Origin of the sequence: Tenacibaculum sp. MAR_2010_89, from assembly GCF_900105985.1 — a bacterium.
Taxonomy (GTDB): domain Bacteria; phylum Bacteroidota; class Bacteroidia; order Flavobacteriales; family Flavobacteriaceae; genus Polaribacter; species Polaribacter halocynthiae.
This window is the reverse complement of record NZ_FNUB01000005.1, coordinates 1063362-1079933: the sequence shown is the minus strand read 5'-3', so window position 1 is coordinate 1079933 and position 16572 is coordinate 1063362. Positions and strand designations below refer to the sequence as shown.

The following is a 16572-nucleotide window of genomic DNA, read 5'->3' as shown; positions in this document are numbered from 1 at the left end:
TTAATATTCTATATTTCTTAAAAGATTATACGTTCCATAGATATCCAATGAATGACACACTTTATAAAAAGCAATAATTCAGCTTTAAATTACTTAATTGTATAGCAATCATATCAAATTACAATAAAAAAGGTTGGATGCTTTAAAGCATCCAACCTTTTTTAGTTAACAAATAAACTAATTATAAAACGCTACGTAACCACATTTTAAACTTAGTTATTAAATAAAATAATATTGGCACTACAATTAAAGTTAAAAAGGTAGCTATAAATAACCCGTAAATTACCGTTTTTGCAAGTGGCCCCCAGAATATTACATTATCACCTCCAATATAAATATGTGGGTTTAACTCACTAACCAAGGTAAAAAAGTTAATGTTTATTCCCCATGCTAATGGTATTAACCCTAAAATAGTAGTAATTGCAGTTAATAATACTGGTCGTAAACGTGCTTTACCTCCTCTAATGATAGCTTCTTTTAAGGTATCAACATCTACATAATCATTTTCTCCTATACTTTGCTCTACTTTTTTACGATCAATCAGTAATTGAGTATAATCTAATAAAACCACTCCATTATTCACAACGATACCTGCTAATGAAATAATTCCCATCATCGTCATCATTATAACAAATGGTGCTGCGGTTAATATTAACCCTCCAAAAACTCCAATTAAACTTAAAAAGATTGCCAACATAATAATAGCGGGCTTTGAAATCGAATTAAATTGGAAAATCAAAATAAAGAAAATCAACCCTAAACCAGTAAAGAAAGCCCCCATTAAGAACAACATTTGCTTATTCTGTTCTTCAATTTGTCCTGTATAATCAATTTTAACAGTTGCTGGTTTTTCAGTAAACGTTTTCATTTCGCTTCTAATTTTCCCAACAATAGAAGCCGCATCTGTATATCCAGGAGCTAAAGCTGAATAAACGGTTACAATTCTCTTAGCTTGCTTATGTTTAATTGCACTATATCCTGACGTATTAGTTTGTTTAGCTACTGCAGAAACTGGTATTGTTTTTACTTGACCATTTGAAGGATCTCTAAATGTTATTTTCTGATTAAAAATGGCGCTCTTGTTATACCTATTATCCTTATTAAAACGAACATAAATATCATAATCTTCACCATCTTCTTTATAAATCCCTGCCTTAGCTCCAAATATTGAATTACGCAATTGTTGCCCAACTTGAGCAGAACTAACTCCTAGCTCTCCAGCTTTTTTACGATCAACATTAACTAACATTGCTGGCTTTGATTTATTTACATCAATCTTTAATTCATCTATTCCAGGAATACTTTTTGAGTTGATAAAATCACGCATCTTCTCAGCAGTATTTATCAATTCTCCATAATCTTTCCCTTCCAATTCTATATTAATAGGATAACCAGCAGGAGGACCTACTGCCTCTTTTTCTACGGAAATTGCCAATCCAGGATAAACTCCTTTTAAAACTTCCGTTACTTTTTTCTGCAATTCTTTACTATTTGCCCCTCTTCGAAATTTATACTCACGCATTGACGCAGTTATTTTTCCTCTATGTGGCATTTCAGCAGTAGAACCCCCATCAGTTTGCGGATTCCCTGAGCCTGCTCCTACTTGAGAAACAGTACTTTCTACCAAGAAGTTATGATCACCATCAAGATATTCGGAAGAGTTTAATACTTTATATACTCGCTCTTCTAAATCTTTCATTATAGTATTCGTTTTTTCTATATCTGTACCTTGAGGGTATTCAATATAAACTATAATTTGATTTGGTGTATTATCAGGAAAAAACTCAACTTTTGTTCTTTGACTAGCTACTGAAGCTCCAAAACCACCAAAAGCAACCACTAACATTACAACAGTTAAAACAGTTATAATAATTGGTCTGTATCCTTTTAAAACTGCTCTTAATGATTTTTCATAAAAGCGCTCCCATCTTGGTAATATTTTATTTTGAAAAGCATTTGCCCATGGTCTTAAAGCTATTCGATACAACCACAACATAATAGCTGTAAACACCATAATTGTCCCTAAAGCTCTATTAGCACCTCCAAAAATCATAATCAATAAACCAATACCTCCCATAATTGAAGACATCGCTATAATACGCTTTAAAGGCATGCTCTTATCTTCCACACCCATAAATTGCGAAACCATTACTGAGTTAAAAAAGATCGCTACAAATAAAGATGACCCTAATACTGCTGATAACGTAATTGGAAAATACTTCATGAATTGCCCCATAGTTCCTGGCCACATTCCTAAAGGAACAAAAGCAGCGACCGTTGTTAAGGTTGAAATGATAATAGGGAAAGCAATTTCTCCAATTCCCTTTTTCGCTGCTTCAGTTCTTGACATCCCTTCATCCATCAAACGATACACGTTTTCAACAACAACAATACCATTATCTACCAACATCCCAAGCCCCATAATTAGACCAAAAAGGATCATTGTATTCATGGTATAACCAAACCAGTTTAATATCATTAATGACATAAACATTGACATTGGAATTGCAAAACCTACGAATAATGCATTTTTAAATCCAAGGAAAAACATTAGTACTAATACCACTAAAATAACTCCGAAAATAATATTATTCACTAAATCATCTACCTGACCTATTGTTTTAGAAGATTGATCATTAGCTATAGTAACTTTCAAATTACTAGGAAATACATCAACTTTTGCATCGGCAACAATTTTTCTAATTTTCTCTGCTGCTTCTACCATGTTTTTACCTGAACGTTTTTTAACATCCAACATTACAACAGCTTCCCCAAATTCACGTGCGTAGGTTGTTTTGTCCTTATCTTTAAAGGTTACAACAGCAAGATCTTTTAAATAAATTGAATTTCCTTTTTCAGACTTTACAACAAAATTTTGCAACTCTTGTGGTTCTTCAATTTCACCTAAAATACGAATAGTACGCCTTTGTCCACTTGCAATTAAGTTTCCAGCAGACATTGTTAAGTTTCCTCCATTAACAGCATTAATGATATCTTGAAAACTAACCTTAGCTGCCATCATTTTGTAAATATCTACCGCTATTTCAACTTCTTTCTCTTCAGCTCCACGGATATCTACCTTTTTAATTTCTGATAACGTTTCTATCTCATCTTCTAAATATTCTCCAAATTCTTTTAACTTATCTACAGGATAATCTCCAGAAATATTAATATTTAAAATAGGCATTTCTTCAGAAATACTTAACTCAAAAACATTAGGTTCTACCTTCGCTCCGTTAAATGTTGGCCAATCTTCACCTGACGTTTTTTGGTCTATTTCATCTTTTACTTTTTGTTTTGCTTGATCTACGGCTATTTTTTCATCAAACTCAACAACAACCATAGAAACATCTTCTTGTGAAGTAGATGTTACTTTTACAACATTACTAACCGTTTTTAATTTCTCTTCTAACGGGTCAGTTATTAATTTCTCTATATCTTCAGCTGTATTACCAGGATATATAGAACTGATATAAATTTTTGTCTCTCTAATTTCAGGGAAATTCTCTCTAGGCATGTTAACAAAAGCTGAAATTCCTAAAATAAGAATTAACACCATTAATACATAGATGGTAGTTTTATTACCAATAGCCCAAGAGGATAGACCAAATTCTTTATCGACTTGTTTTTTTTGTTTTTCAGTCATCCTAAATAATTATTGGTTTAATAGTTTAACCTCTTGTTTATCCTTAACGCTACGAGCTCCTTCTTCTATAATTTGAACTCCATTGGTAAGACCTGATAAAACCTCAATAACATCTCCTTGAGTTTTACCTGTTTTTATAATTACTTGTCTCGCTTTTCCTATTTTATTCTTAACATTTTCAACAATGTATACATATTGCTCTCCCTTTGCATTTTCAGAAATAATACTTTGAGGAATTAAAATAGCTTTTTGATTTGTGTAATCGTTAATTCTTAACTTCGCTGTTAAGTTTGGTTTAATGCTTCTATCTTTATTTGGCACTCCAACCTCAACTTTAAATGTTCTATTAGCAGGATTTATAAAGTTTCCGGCTTGACGTACAGAAGATGTTACTGTTTTTCCTAAAACTGGAAACTCTACTTGTACTTCTTTTCCTTTTTTTACTGTTGTTATATAGCTTTCTGGAACATCAGTTTCAATATACATATTCCTTAAGTTAACAACTCTAAACACTTCTGCCCCAGCTCCAGGTGCTACTACAGTACCTTCCTCTTTAATTACATCATCAACAATTCCTGTAAAAGGTGCTTTAATTACACTTCTTCCCAACTGTTGTTTTAATTGATTTACAGATCTAGTAGCAGCTTCATAGTTTGTTTTTGCTTGTAAAAATTGAATTTCAGAACCAACTTTTTGATCCCATAATCTTTTTTGTCTTTCAAATGTAGTTTTCGCTAATGCAGCTTGAACTTCTACTTGAGCAACTTGTTGGTATAAACCACCATCGTCAATTTTAGCTAATGCCTGACCTTTTACTACTCGTTGTCCTTCTTTAACGTAAACCTTTACTAATTTACCAGCCATTTCAGGATATACTAGTACATTCTTTTTAGTTTGCACATTCCCTTGTAAATCTAAATAGTGAACAAAAACTTCTTCATGAGCACTAATGGCAGTAATTAATGGTACTTTTTTATTTGTATCTAACTTAGCTATTTCATTGTTTAATAATTTAATTTGAGTAGCTAATTCTTGTTGTTTCTTATCTAACTCGTCTTTTTTAGTACGAATTGTTTTTAAATCTTTTGAGTTTATTACCGACTCAACTGATTGCTCTTTGCTTCCACATGAAGCTAAAAGTGTTGCTGTGATTATTATAATTGCAATCCTTCTCATTAGTTGATTATTTAATAGGTATGTTTAGTGCGTTTTCTAATTTGGCTTTTTTGGCAATGACATTTAACATCGATTGCACATAATTATTTTGTTGCGAATACAATTGATTTTGTGCTTGCAACAAATCAAAACTTGAAGATATCCCTTCAAAAAACTTTATTTGTTGTTTTTTTTCTATTCGCTCTGCTAATGCTAAATTTTTCTTAGCAGTATCATAATTTTCAATACTTAGTTGATATTCACTTTTTGCTGATTTTGCTTGAAGGCGAAGTTTTTGCTTTACTTCTTCTTTTTTAATATCAGCATTCTCTAATTCAATTCTAGCCCTAGCTGTTTTTGACTTTCTTCCGAAACTACTAAAAATAGGCACATTTAAAGTTACCCCTAGCAAGGAATAATCAAACCATTTTTGATCTCCACTAAAAAAATTAAAATCATTTGAATTGGCATTAGCTCCATAATTAACAAAAGCTGATAAGCTTGGTAGAGCTTTACTTTGTTCCAACTTCATTAATAATCGTTTACTTTCACGATCGTTCTCAACCATTTTAAAGTCAATGTGTTTTTTAACATCAAATACTTTACTTAGCAAATCTAAATCGGTATTAGTAACCACTAAGCTATTTAACGAATCAGTTAACACTAACTTTTTTTCTATTGAACTTCCTAATGATATATTTAACATTTGATATGCAATTTCTTTCATTCTTTTCGCATTATTCAAATTGTTTTCTACATTACCAAGAGTTATTTGTAGCTGCTCAACATTTTCTAATTCTGTTAATCCATTATCATATATTTTTTGAGTTTCATTTAAGTTTTTTTGTAAAACTTTTCTGTTTTTCTCCAAAATACTAATAGTTTCTTCAGTTATTAAAACATTACCATATGCGTTAATTACTGCTTCTCTTGTTGTTAAAACAGTTTTTTCTTTTGCCTGCTCAGAAATCTTTAAGTATGTTTTAGCAGATTGCAATCCAACTAAATAAGAACCATCAAATAGTAATTGTCTTAATGTTACGGAAGCATTCATTGTTTGTTGCGTTCCAAATCTCACAGGTACAAAAGACCCAGGAGCACCTCCTGCAATTTCTCCTGGCAATAAAGAAACTTGCTGTTTCAACCAGTTTTGATAATCTACCTTTCCATCAATTTGAGGTAAACCAATTGTTGTTGTTTCCCATTTCCTTTCTTTTGCAGCTTCAATATTTTTTGAAGCTATTTTATTGCTGTAGTTATTTTTTATAGCGTAATCAATTGCCTCTTGCATTGATATACTCATTTCTTTTTCTTGTGCGAGTAAAAAACTCGTACAAAAGAATACAAATACACTATATATGTATTTTCTCATTGTTAGTGATTTTTATTTATGATTTTTAATTGTTTCTCTAATTCTGCTATCCCTTTTTCAGTAGCAATAGCTCTAATATGATATTCTAATACTTCATATTCTATTTTCATTACTTCTTTCATTTCATGCCCATATAAATCGCTTTCAAAAACACCAAAGATTAATGTGAAATAAAAATTCACTATTAAATCTATTTTTATGTTTTCCCTATACAGTCCTTGTTCAATCCCTTTTGTTAAATTATCTACATTGCAATCTCTAAACATACATGCTTCACGTTCCATTAACTCAGCATATGTTTCAGGATAATACTTTTTAAGCTGATACATTGGTGAAGTTTTCGCGTTTTTAAACATCTCTTTAAAAATTGCTTTTACAGCAAACTCTTCAGCTATTGCATTATGTTTTTGTCCTTTAATAAATAAAATTGCGGCATCAATAGCTTCTTGAACTGCTTCTGTTGATGCTCCTACCAAACCAACTTTATTAGGAAAATACTTATAAATTGTTTTTTTAGATATCCCCAGCTCCCTTGCTATATCATCCATAGTAACACTTTTAAAACCAAGGTTTAAAAACATTTCTCCCGATTTTTCTAAAATTTTATCTCTCATAATTCTTTGCAAATCTACGAAAGGAAACTTAGGAAACAATAAAAGTTTCCTAAGTTTTAATCTTTTTTTAACATTCTTTTGGGTGTACTTTTTTTGTTTACCTTATTTTTACAAAAAATTTCAGATTTGGACTTATTAAAATATCATTCAGACTTTTTAACCTATTTAGAAAAACAAAACTTTACAAGAGAGCCTAAAAACCTATACGAACCAGTAGATTATATTCTACAATTGGGAGGTAAGAGAATTAGACCAATCTTAACATTAATTGCTTCTGATATCTTCTCAGGAAGTCATACAGAGGCTCTTCCTGCTGCATTAGCTGTAGAAGTTTTTCATAACTTTACATTGGTGCATGATGACATTATGGATGATGCCCCTTTAAGAAGAGGTAAAGAGACTGTTCATGAAAAATGGGATATAAATACTGGTATTTTATCTGGTGATGCTATGTTAATACTAGCATATCAATACTTTGAAAACTACAAACCAGCTGTTTTTCAAAAATTAGCTCAATTATTTAGCAAAACCGCTTTAGAAGTTTGCGACGGACAACAGTTAGATGTTGATTTTGAAACTAGAAATGATGTTACTATTGATGAGTATATTAAAATGATTAGTTTAAAAACTTCTGTTTTAGTAGCTGCTGCTTTAAAAATGGGAGCTATTGTAGCTGAAGCTGATGAAGAACAAGCTCAACATTTATATAATTATGGTTTAAACTTGGGTATTGCTTTTCAATTACAAGATGACTACTTAGATACTTTTGGAAACCCAGATACTTTTGGGAAACAAATTGCTGGGGATATTATAGAAAACAAGAAAACATATTTATATTTAAAAGCTCTTGAAGTAGCGAACACCTCTGATAGAGAAAATCTATTAAATTTATTTAATGGAAAAGAAAAAAATATTGAAGAAAAAATCAAGCAAACAACTTCTATTTTCACTGATAATAATATACCTCAACACACACAACAACTTATTGAATACTACACAAATAAGTCGTTCGAATTTTTAGATATCATGACACTAAATGAGGACGCAAAGCAAGGCTTACGCACTTTTGGTGAAAATTTAATGAACAGAAAAGTGTAAAAAATGTTTGGTATTTTAAAAAAGATGCTATCTTTGCACACCCAAAATAACGGGTCCTATAGCTCAGTTGGTTAGAGCACCTGACTCATAATCAGGTGGTCCGAGGTTCGAGTCCTCGTGGGACCACGTAACAAACTCGTAACATACTATAAATAGTACTGTTGCGAGTTTTTACTTTTTACAGGGTGTTCCAGAGTGTGCTTATATCTCAAAAACAGCATATTAAACTCTACTCACTATAAATAAAGATACAAAATTCTCAGCTGTTTTTATTCAATTTCAGATACAAAAAAGCACTACTCTTTATAAAAGCATAGGGGGTACTTCAAAAAAACAACAAGTTTTACTCTATTTCCATAATAGTCGTCCAGAACCCAATCACTTTCTTAAAATTTCAAAAAACCTACAAAAACCCCATACACACGTATTAAAAAAACAAATAAAAAACAATCTTACTTTACGGTTTTAATTAGATTTAGAGTACATCACACTATACCACCTATTTTTTGATTAAAAAAAACAACAAAACACATTTAGCTCAAACCTACAAAAACTTATACGTACGCCTCTATCCGTTATAACTGCAAAAAAACAATAGTTTATTTAATAAAAAAACTGCTTTATTACCCACTCTAAAGGTAGATGAAGACAGATATACTCTTTTTTTATTTGATTAAACCTGAAAAAGACTTCAATTTCCCTCTATAAAACCTACTTTTCAGTTCCTTTTTACGTTAAAGTCTTGTTAAATAAAATGATTTTAAAATATTTAAAAAACAGACAATAAGTTGATTTACAGATTATTAATTTCATATAAATTTATTTAAACTCTATATAAAGTAACATAAACTAACCTACTGTGTATCAATAAATTAAAATATAATTTTGACATGTAAACAGGTATCATATTTACTTATTTTTTTATTAATCTTTAAATATTATTATATGACTAACATTATCAAGTTACATGAAATGCAACCTAACGAATTAGGTATACTTATTCAAAAAATCATTAAAGAAGAACTAAAGCAAATTCTATCTTTAATAAAAAACACGAATGAAGATCAAGTGTTGACTAGAAAAGAAGCTGCCGCTTTTTTAAAAATCTCAGAAACCACTCTTTGGACTCTCGATAAAACTCAGGTATTACCTGCAAAACGTTTAAACGGAAAAGTTCTTTACTTTAAAAGTGATCTACTTAACTTTTCTAGTTAAACAACTCTAAAAGCTCTTTGAGCTAATTACTTAATTTATTAACCCAAGGCAAAACGGTATGCAAATACTGTAATGGAATCGTTTTGCCTTTTTTTAAGCAAAAAAATATGTTCAACAAATGGGAAGACACCTCTATATTTCTTCAACATAACACTATGTTCAACGTAACCATGAAAACCTTCAAGAGGTTAGATAGATTACATCCTATTTCTTAATTCTATCCTTATTATTGAGGATATAAAAACACTCATTTTTGACGATTGAATAACCACTTAATCCTATAGATATTTGATAAACATTTTAATATAAATAATTATGAGTAGAAAACGACAAGAAGGGATTAAAAAGAACATTGAAAGAACAGTAATAATTCCAGACGATGTATCAAAAGGGGGAGGAAAACCTGATGGCGTATCAAAAACATCAGAAGAAGAATCTGAAGATGATGTTGAGTAACTATTGAAACTATACAATAGTTTAAATTAATTGTAAAAGGTTTTTCTTACTTTCATTAAGAAAAACCTTTTTTTATAACTAATTTCAAAAAATGAAAAGAACAGTCTTATTATTACTAGTATCTGTCTGTTTTATTAACAAAATTGCAGGTCAAACAGATAGCTTAATAAATGAATTAAAAAAACAAAAGAAAGACACTATAAAAGTTCAACGTTTAAATAAACTAGCTTGGAAATATAGAAGAGTAGATTCTATTTGTAGAATATTTGCTGAAGAGGCAAGAATTATTAGTGACTCTTTGAAATATAAAAAAGGATATTCTACTTCACTCATGAGGTTAGGTTTGTTGGAATCTAAAAAAAATAATTATAAAAATGCTGAAGAGTATTATTTGTTATCTCTTAATATAGAAGAAAAAATAAATAACCTTTATGGTATTGTAAGAGCAAAGGTTCAGTTGGCGAAAATATATCGTAGTCAAGGGCTATATGACAAAGGACTTAGGTACGCTAACGAATCAATTATTGCATGTAATGAGTTAGGAAATCAAAAATTAATGGCAACGATTTACAATACAATTGGATCTATGTATTCGAGTATGAACCTTCTAGGTAAATCTATTGAAGCTTATAAAAAAGGATTGGCAATAAGGGAGAAACTGGGTAACGATAAACAAACAGCTAAGTCATATTTAGATATTGGTATTTTATACAACCTTTTAAAGAAATATGAAAAAGGATTAGAGTGTTTAAATAAGAGCTTGAAATTAAATAAAAGTGTTTCAAATTTTAGTGAGTTATCTAAAGTTTACAATAGTCTTGGTGTTAATTATTTTAAGCGTAAAAAAATTGATAGTGCGATTACATACTATAAAAAAAGTCTTAATCTGAAAAAAAAGTATGCTTTAAGCAACCAAGAATCATTGATTAATAACATTGGGGTTGCTTATGAGCATAAGAAAAAGCTGCACCTATCTATTGATTATTATAAAAAGAGTATAAAACTTTCTAATTCTTCAAAGAATGAATTACAACTGCTTGATAGCTATTATAATTTAGGAAGAGTGCTTAGAAAACAAAAGAAATATAAACAAGCTTTAATTTATTTAGAAAGGAGTTTGTTTTTTTCAAAAAAATATAAAAAAGACATCGTTCGTCTAGAGATATTAATAACTATAGCTGAAACATATGAGCAACTTAGAGAATTTAAAAACGCTTCTATATTCAATGAAAAACATATTGTACTCAGAGATAGTGTAGATAATATTTTTAAAGAAGCTCAAATGATTGATTCTAGGTATGAAGATGAGATTAAAAAAAATGAACTTTTAAAAAAAGACAAAGAAATTGCACAAGAAAGAATATTACGTGTTTTAGAACAAAATGAAAAAAAGAATACCTTATTGATATCATTAATAGTTGGTATTATATTATTGACTATTTTATTTTTTTTATCATTTAAAATATATAAAACAAAAAAAGCAAAAGAACTATCCGATAAAAATAGAAAATTAGAAGTCCAAAAAAATATAGAGCTAATAAAAAAGCAAGAATTAAAATCAATTAAAGCAATGATTAATGGACAAGAAAACGAAAGAAACCGCATTGCACAAGATTTACATGATAGATTAGGGAGCATGCTATCAATGGTTAAACTTCATTATAATTCTATAGAAGGGAGTCTTGATAAACTAAAAGAAGAAAATCGAATGCATTATAATAAAGCTAATTCTCTATTAGATGAAGCATGTGTTGCGGTCAGAGAGATCTCTCATGACATGATCTCTGGTGTTTTAACAAAATTTGGGTTAATTGCTGCGCTTGAAGATCTTCAAAAAACACTTGAAGGAACTAGTACTCTACAAATTGAATTTCTAAATTATGGTTTTGACAATAGATTAGATAATTCTTTAGAAATGGAACTCTACAGTATAGTTCAAGAAATAATTCATAATATTATAAAACACGCAGAAGCAGAAGAAGTCAGTGTTCAGCTAATCAAGAATAAAGAGTTTATAAATTTGATGGTTATTGATAATGGTGTTGGATTTGACCCAACTAAAATTGGTGAATCAAATGGAATAGGAATTAAAGGAATTCAATCTCGTGTAGATTCATTAAATGGTGAGTTATTAATTGATTCTGGTAAAGGAAATGGAACCACAATTACGATAAATATTCCAGTATCATAAAGAGAAAAGATGAAAAAAATAAAAATTATTATAGCAGATGATCATCAAATAGTAATTGATGGATTAAAATCAATTCTTTCTAGAGAGGTAGATATGGAAGTTATAGAAACTGCCCAAAATGGTAAAGAAGTAATTGAAAAATTAGATAAAGAACTAGTGGATATTATTGTAATGGATATTGAAATGCCTGTTCTTACGGGAATTGAAGCAACGGAAATTATTAGGGAAAAATATCCCTCTGTAAAAGTTCTTATATTATCTATGTATAATACAGGGAAATTCGTTCAAGGTTTAATAGAAATTGGAGCAAATGGATATATCCTTAAAAATAATGGAAAAGAAGAGTTGGTGAAAGCTATACGATTCATTATGGAAGGAGATGAGTATTTTGGAAGAGAAATTGAGAAAACTTTGAGGCAAAGTATTAAGAGAAGAAAAGAAAATTATACTGAAGAATTAAAATTAACAAATAGAGAAAAAGAAGTACTCAAACTTATCGCAATTGGAGATACTACTCCAATAATTTCGAAAAAACTTTTTATTGCTCATAGCACAGTAGAAACACATAGGAGAAACTTACTTGAAAAGACAGGCGTTAGAAACTCAAAAGGTCTTGTTAAATATGCCTACGAAAATAATTTTTTATAGTTTTTATCCTCATTTTTGAGGATAAAATAAGGAAGAAAAATCAACAGTTTTGAGGTTAAATAAGAACTGGAAAAGAATCAACTTTGTATTAAACAAATACGATTCATATGCCAAGTCTTCAAACTTCATATTCTAAAGAAATTGCCAAAGAGTTAGGTAAAATAGCAGTTTATCTCCCAGGAGAGGAAATAACTGTTGGGGATATTATTAAATTTCCTTACGGTAAGAAATTATTCAAAAGTAGTCCAACAGGTACATTTACTCGGGTTACTAACTTAAAAAATTTAGGTATAACCTATGATGAACCTAAAGAATCAGTTACTCCAGATTCTTACCAATTTACAAGTAAAGATTCAGTTGATATTCATTTTAATGTAGATGCAAAATTAGGTTCTTCTATTACAGACTTCCCAAAAGGAGAATCTGGAGTAAAAATTTCTCTTTCCGAAGAGGGTGCTATTTTTTTCTATGCAATTGATTGTAAGAAAAGAGAACTTCTAGATATTCCCGCACTTCAAAATCAAATTAATGACCAAGGAAAAACACTAGTTTGGGATGATACTTTCTTGGTCACTTCAGTAACTATAGCTAATAAAGCTTTAGTGATTCAATCAAATTCCAAATCTTCAGAATTAATTTTAGGAGGTGATATTAAAGGACTTCAGGGAAGTAAAGCAATTGAATTAGATGTTCAAAGTAAAATTCATATTAAAAAACAAAGAGGTAATGTATTTATTAAAAATTGGTCAGATGATGTAACTGTATTTATGGATGTAGTAAGGTTTAAAAAAAAGGTTTTTGGAAGAAAAAAATCTCATCTAACTGAGGAACCTTTCTTAGATAATGATCCTTCTTTAAGTTCAATTGAGCTTGAAGTAGTGAATATAGGAGAAGTGATAAATGCAAAATTATAAAGAAAGCATAAATATGAGAAGAGCTTTAATTGTAGGGGTTAATCATTATATAGCTGGTCCATTACATGGGTCAATTCAAGACGCTGAAAACATGTACGAAGTTTTAAGTCGCAATGAAGATGAAACAGTAAATTTTGATTGTAAACTCTTAGTATCTAATGAAGAAAACCCTAAAGGAATAAGTGCCCGCTATCTGAAAATGGAAATATCTAATCTTCTTTTACAAGAAGCAGAAATGGCAGTTTTTTATTTTTCAGGTCACGGAACAACAAATGATATAGGAAGTTATTTGGTGACTCAAGATGCCTTGAAGTTTGCCGAAGGAGTTCCTCTTAGTGAAATTATTTCAATGGCTAATAATTCTAAAGTTCAAGAAGTTGTTTTGATTTTAGATTGTTGTCATAGTGGACACCTTGGAAATTTAAATGAAATTGGAGATAGGAAAGCAATATTAAGAGAAGGTGTTTCTATAATTACTTCTAGTAGAGACACTCAGATTTCTATGGAAACTGATGATAATAAACAAGGAGTCTTTACATCAATGATTCATAATGCTCTTAAAGGTGGAGCAGCTGATATTTTTGGAAACATTACTGTTGCCAGTATCTATCAATACACAGATCAGTTACTAGATACTTGGGAGCAACGCCCAATATTTAAATCTCATGTATCTAAGATGGTTAGTCTAAGAAAATGTTATCCGAAAATTAGTCTAAAAAGAATAAGAGAAATTAAAAACTACTTTCCTAATAAAGAATTCAAATATAAACTTGATCCTACTTATAGTACATCCACGTCTGGAGGATATGACGAGGGTAATGTTAAAATTATGAAGCTTTTTAGGGAATATTATAGTCATGGAATTTTAATACCTGAAGGAGCAACTTATCTATTTGATGCAGCAAATAAAAGTAAGTCATGTAAACTTACTCTATTTGGGCAACATCTGTGGGAAATGATAAACAAAGATCAATTATAAAACATATATGAAATGACAAAAAGAAAAACTTTTATCAGTTACTATCATAATGATGATCAATATTATAAAGAAAAATTTATTGAGCTATTTGAAAGTTTAATTATCAATAAATCTGTTGAGGATGGAGATATTGATGGAGATAACAGTGATACGTATATAAAACAATTAATTCAGAAAGGATTCTTAGCTGACACTACTGTTTTGGTTGTCTTGGTCGGTGCAAAAACAAAATGTAGAAAACATATTGATTGGGAAATCTCTGGAGGTCTAAATTTAAAAGTAGGAGACCATTATTCAGGTTTGGTGGGTATATTATTACCAACTCACCCTGACTATGATAAAAAGGTTGTAAAAATTAAAAACCTACCTAAAAGATTAGCTGACAACGTTGAGTCTGGTTATGCAAAAATATATGATTGGACTACTGATAAAAAAAGTATGCAAATGATTATTAATAGCACTTTTCACAGAAGAAAAAGTCAAAGTAGTGATAGAATAAATAGCCGTAAACAAATGCAAAAAAATACATGTAGTTAAGTTATGAGAGGAATAAATAGAGCCAATAAAGGAATTTTAAACAAAGGCAATGTTTTTGAAAGGAAAAGAATGGGAATCAAATGTGTCTTTATAAGCCACCAAAAAAAGGATTCTGCTCAATGTAAATTAATCGCCAATTATTTATTAGAATCTGGAATTGATGTTTATTTTGATGAATATGACAATGATTTAAGAATTAGTAATCAAACAAGGAATGCCAAAGGTGTGGTCAACGCAATAAAAAAAGGAATTCAAAAAAGTTCCCACATGTTATGTGTCTTATCCCATAATACATTATACTCGAAATGGGTACCTTTTGAAATAGGATATGGCTATGAAACAACTGACTTGGGAGTTTTGACCTTAAAAGATATACCCGATAAGGATATCCCAGATTATATTAAAACAGCTCCTTTAATTATTAGAGGAACAAAATCTTTAAATGAATATGTTTCTAAGATTAAGAATCAAAATTTTATTAATCTTTTCGAATCATCTGATATAGTAGAAAGCCATACTGCTGGTAATCATTATTTAGACAACGTTTTAAACTGGAATTTATAACGATGAGAAGAACTAAACATAAAGTATTTATAAGTTATCATCATTATAATGATCAAGCATATAAAGAGGAATTACTTCGATTAAATAGTTTGCATAATATTTTTATTGATACATCTGTTGATACAGGAGATATAAGTGATGATTTAGAAGATCTGAGAATCCGTGAAATTATCAGAGATGACTACTTAAAAGATTCTACAGTAACAATTCTGTTAGTTGGTACAGACACAAAGAATAGAAAACATATTGATTGGGAAGTTTTTTCCAGTATGTATGATGGAAAAATTAACAAAAAATCTGGAATTTTAGTTATTAACCTACCTAGCACGGGATGTAATTATTATACAGCCAGTCATTCTGAAGAAAAGGAAGAAGTCTATCCAAGCAATACCTCTTGGACAAACATCGATAACAGGAGTGAATATGAAAGAAGGTATCCATACATGCCAGCAAGAATCATAGATAACCTGTTAAAAGATAATGTGAAAATATCAGTTGTCAATTGGAGTAAAATTGCATCTAATATTGAAATACTACGTTTCTTAATAGATAAAACATTTATTGATAGACAAAATTGTGATTATGATTTGAGTAGGAAAATGAGAAGAGCAAATTCTTAATAGAGAAGGGTTAAAGTTAGTATTTAATGAGAAAAAAAAGAAATTATTTTTTAAGTTATCACCATGAATATGATCAAGGTTATGTCAAGATTTTAAGAAGTTCCAAAGAAGGCATGAGAATAGCTGATTATTCTCTAAAAGAGAATATTTCAAGTTTAACTGATGAAAAGATATATCAAATCATTAGAGAAAAAATGCGGTCTTGTTCAGTTACTATAATATTAATAGGGGAAATGACAGGTCATAGAAAATGGATTGATTGGGAAATCTGGGCTTCATTAAGAGGCTACAAGAATAATAAAAACCCTCTAAAATCTTTTAAACCCAAAGGATTGTTGGCAATTTATCTACCTACAAAAAGTCATTCTATTCCTGAACGTCTTCAGCAAAATATTGATTCAGGTTATGCAGTCTCTATGAATTGGAGAAATATAGAAAGGGATTTAGAGAGTAAAATTAATTATGCAATTTGGAAACGAGATAATACAACGCATAAAATTAAAAACACTTTAGAAAAAGTAGATAGAAACTATTTGAACTTTTTAGGTTTTAAAATTTAAAAT

15 protein-coding genes and 1 tRNA gene are annotated in these 16572 nt (G+C 29.8%); 12 read left to right on the top strand and 4 right to left on the bottom strand.

Annotation, left to right across the window (positions count from 1 at the left end):
- Window positions 1-181: 181 nt before the first annotated feature.
- Genes BLV71_RS08310 through BLV71_RS08295 form a run of 4 tightly spaced genes read right to left on the bottom strand, consistent with a single transcriptional unit; the run spans window position 182 to window position 6787 of the window.
- Window positions 182-3646 carry an efflux RND transporter permease subunit gene (locus BLV71_RS08310; protein WP_093870098.1) on the bottom strand — a complete coding sequence of 1155 codons (3465 nt, stop codon included), beginning with the start codon at window positions 3644-3646 and terminating at the stop codon, window positions 182-184.
- Window positions 3647-3655: 9 nt separating this feature from the next.
- Window positions 3656-4822 carry an efflux RND transporter periplasmic adaptor subunit gene (locus BLV71_RS08305; RefSeq protein WP_093870097.1) on the bottom strand — a complete coding sequence of 389 codons (1167 nt, stop codon included), beginning with the start codon at window positions 4820-4822 and terminating at the stop codon, window positions 3656-3658.
- 7 nt (window positions 4823-4829) lie between these two features.
- Window positions 4830-6173 (bottom strand): TolC family protein, encoded by a 1344-nt coding sequence (locus BLV71_RS08300; RefSeq protein ID WP_093870096.1) that lies wholly within the window; start codon window positions 6171-6173, stop codon window positions 4830-4832.
- Window positions 6174-6175: 2 nt separating this feature from the next.
- Entirely contained in the window at window positions 6176-6787 is a 612-nt protein-coding gene (locus tag BLV71_RS08295; RefSeq protein ID WP_093870095.1) for a TetR/AcrR family transcriptional regulator, read from the bottom strand.
- Window positions 6788-6913: 126 nt separating this feature from the next.
- Here BLV71_RS08295 and BLV71_RS08290 point away from each other — a divergent pair, with 126 nt between their 5' ends.
- From BLV71_RS08290 to BLV71_RS08240, 12 genes are all read left to right on the top strand, one after another.
- Window positions 6914-7885, top strand: a complete 972-nt coding sequence (locus tag BLV71_RS08290) for a polyprenyl synthetase family protein (protein ID WP_093871989.1) — start codon at window positions 6914-6916, stop codon at window positions 7883-7885.
- 52 nt (window positions 7886-7937) lie between these two features.
- Window positions 7938-8011, top strand: a tRNA-Ile gene (locus tag BLV71_RS08285).
- Between the two features lie 819 nt (window positions 8012-8830).
- The gene (locus BLV71_RS08280; RefSeq protein WP_093870094.1) at window positions 8831-9100 is read left to right on the top strand and encodes a helix-turn-helix domain-containing protein; all 270 of its coding nucleotides are present in this window, start codon (window positions 8831-8833) and stop codon (window positions 9098-9100) included.
- A 315-nt stretch (window positions 9101-9415) separates the two neighbouring features.
- A complete protein-coding gene (locus tag BLV71_RS18575; RefSeq protein WP_176974378.1) occupies window positions 9416-9556 on the top strand; it encodes a hypothetical protein in 141 nt (46 codons plus the stop codon).
- 91 nt (window positions 9557-9647) lie between these two features.
- A complete protein-coding gene (locus BLV71_RS08275) occupies window positions 9648-11747 on the top strand; it encodes an ATP-binding protein (protein WP_093870093.1) in 2100 nt (699 codons plus the stop codon).
- Window positions 11748-11756: 9 nt separating this feature from the next.
- The gene (locus BLV71_RS08270) at window positions 11757-12395 is read left to right on the top strand and encodes a response regulator transcription factor (RefSeq protein ID WP_093870092.1); all 639 of its coding nucleotides are present in this window, start codon (window positions 11757-11759) and stop codon (window positions 12393-12395) included.
- A 107-nt stretch (window positions 12396-12502) separates the two neighbouring features.
- A complete protein-coding gene (locus BLV71_RS08265; protein WP_093870091.1) occupies window positions 12503-13309 on the top strand; it encodes a hypothetical protein in 807 nt (268 codons plus the stop codon).
- A gap of 13 nt (window positions 13310-13322) precedes the next feature.
- A complete protein-coding gene (locus tag BLV71_RS08260; protein ID WP_176974377.1) occupies window positions 13323-14288 on the top strand; it encodes a caspase family protein in 966 nt (321 codons plus the stop codon).
- A 12-nt stretch (window positions 14289-14300) separates the two neighbouring features.
- Window positions 14301-14825: a TIR domain-containing protein gene (locus BLV71_RS08255; RefSeq protein WP_093870089.1), complete on the top strand. Its 525-nt coding sequence runs from the start codon at window positions 14301-14303 to the stop codon at window positions 14823-14825.
- 3 nt (window positions 14826-14828) lie between these two features.
- A complete protein-coding gene (locus tag BLV71_RS08250) occupies window positions 14829-15389 on the top strand; it encodes a toll/interleukin-1 receptor domain-containing protein (RefSeq protein ID WP_093870088.1) in 561 nt (186 codons plus the stop codon).
- 2 nt (window positions 15390-15391) lie between these two features.
- The gene (locus BLV71_RS08245) at window positions 15392-16009 is read left to right on the top strand and encodes a TIR domain-containing protein (RefSeq protein ID WP_093870087.1); all 618 of its coding nucleotides are present in this window, start codon (window positions 15392-15394) and stop codon (window positions 16007-16009) included.
- Between the two features lie 26 nt (window positions 16010-16035).
- The gene (locus BLV71_RS08240) at window positions 16036-16569 is read left to right on the top strand and encodes a TIR domain-containing protein (RefSeq protein WP_093870086.1); all 534 of its coding nucleotides are present in this window, start codon (window positions 16036-16038) and stop codon (window positions 16567-16569) included.
- Window positions 16570-16572 lie beyond the last annotated feature (3 nt).

Bases quoted from the DNA above. Each gene is read 5' to 3' on its own strand.
- BLV71_RS08280 (WP_093870094.1), top strand. From the start codon at position 8,831: ATGACTAACATTATCAAGTTACATGAAATGCAACCTAACGAATTAGGT.
- BLV71_RS08300 (WP_093870096.1), bottom strand. From the start codon at position 6,173: ATGAGAAAATACATATATAGTGTATTTGTATTCTTTTGTACGAGTTTT.
- BLV71_RS08305 (WP_093870097.1), bottom strand. From the start codon at position 4,822: ATGAGAAGGATTGCAATTATAATAATCACAGCAACACTTTTAGCTTCA.
- BLV71_RS08265 (WP_093870091.1), top strand. From the start codon at position 12,503: ATGCCAAGTCTTCAAACTTCATATTCTAAAGAAATTGCCAAAGAGTTA.
- BLV71_RS08270 (WP_093870092.1), top strand. From the start codon at position 11,757: ATGAAAAAAATAAAAATTATTATAGCAGATGATCATCAAATAGTAATT.
- BLV71_RS18575 (WP_176974378.1), top strand. From the start codon at position 9,416: ATGAGTAGAAAACGACAAGAAGGGATTAAAAAGAACATTGAAAGAACA.
- BLV71_RS08250 (WP_093870088.1), top strand. From the start codon at position 14,829: ATGAGAGGAATAAATAGAGCCAATAAAGGAATTTTAAACAAAGGCAAT.
- BLV71_RS08295 (WP_093870095.1), bottom strand. From the start codon at position 6,787: ATGAGAGATAAAATTTTAGAAAAATCGGGAGAAATGTTTTTAAACCTT.
- BLV71_RS08260 (WP_176974377.1), top strand. From the start codon at position 13,323: ATGAGAAGAGCTTTAATTGTAGGGGTTAATCATTATATAGCTGGTCCA.
- BLV71_RS08240 (WP_093870086.1), top strand. From the start codon at position 16,036: ATGAGAAAAAAAAGAAATTATTTTTTAAGTTATCACCATGAATATGAT.
- BLV71_RS08255 (WP_093870089.1), top strand. From the start codon at position 14,301: ATGACAAAAAGAAAAACTTTTATCAGTTACTATCATAATGATGATCAA.
- BLV71_RS08275 (WP_093870093.1), top strand. From the start codon at position 9,648: ATGAAAAGAACAGTCTTATTATTACTAGTATCTGTCTGTTTTATTAAC.
- BLV71_RS08310 (WP_093870098.1), bottom strand. From the start codon at position 3,646: ATGACTGAAAAACAAAAAAAACAAGTCGATAAAGAATTTGGTCTATCC.
- BLV71_RS08245 (WP_093870087.1), top strand. From the start codon at position 15,392: ATGAGAAGAACTAAACATAAAGTATTTATAAGTTATCATCATTATAAT.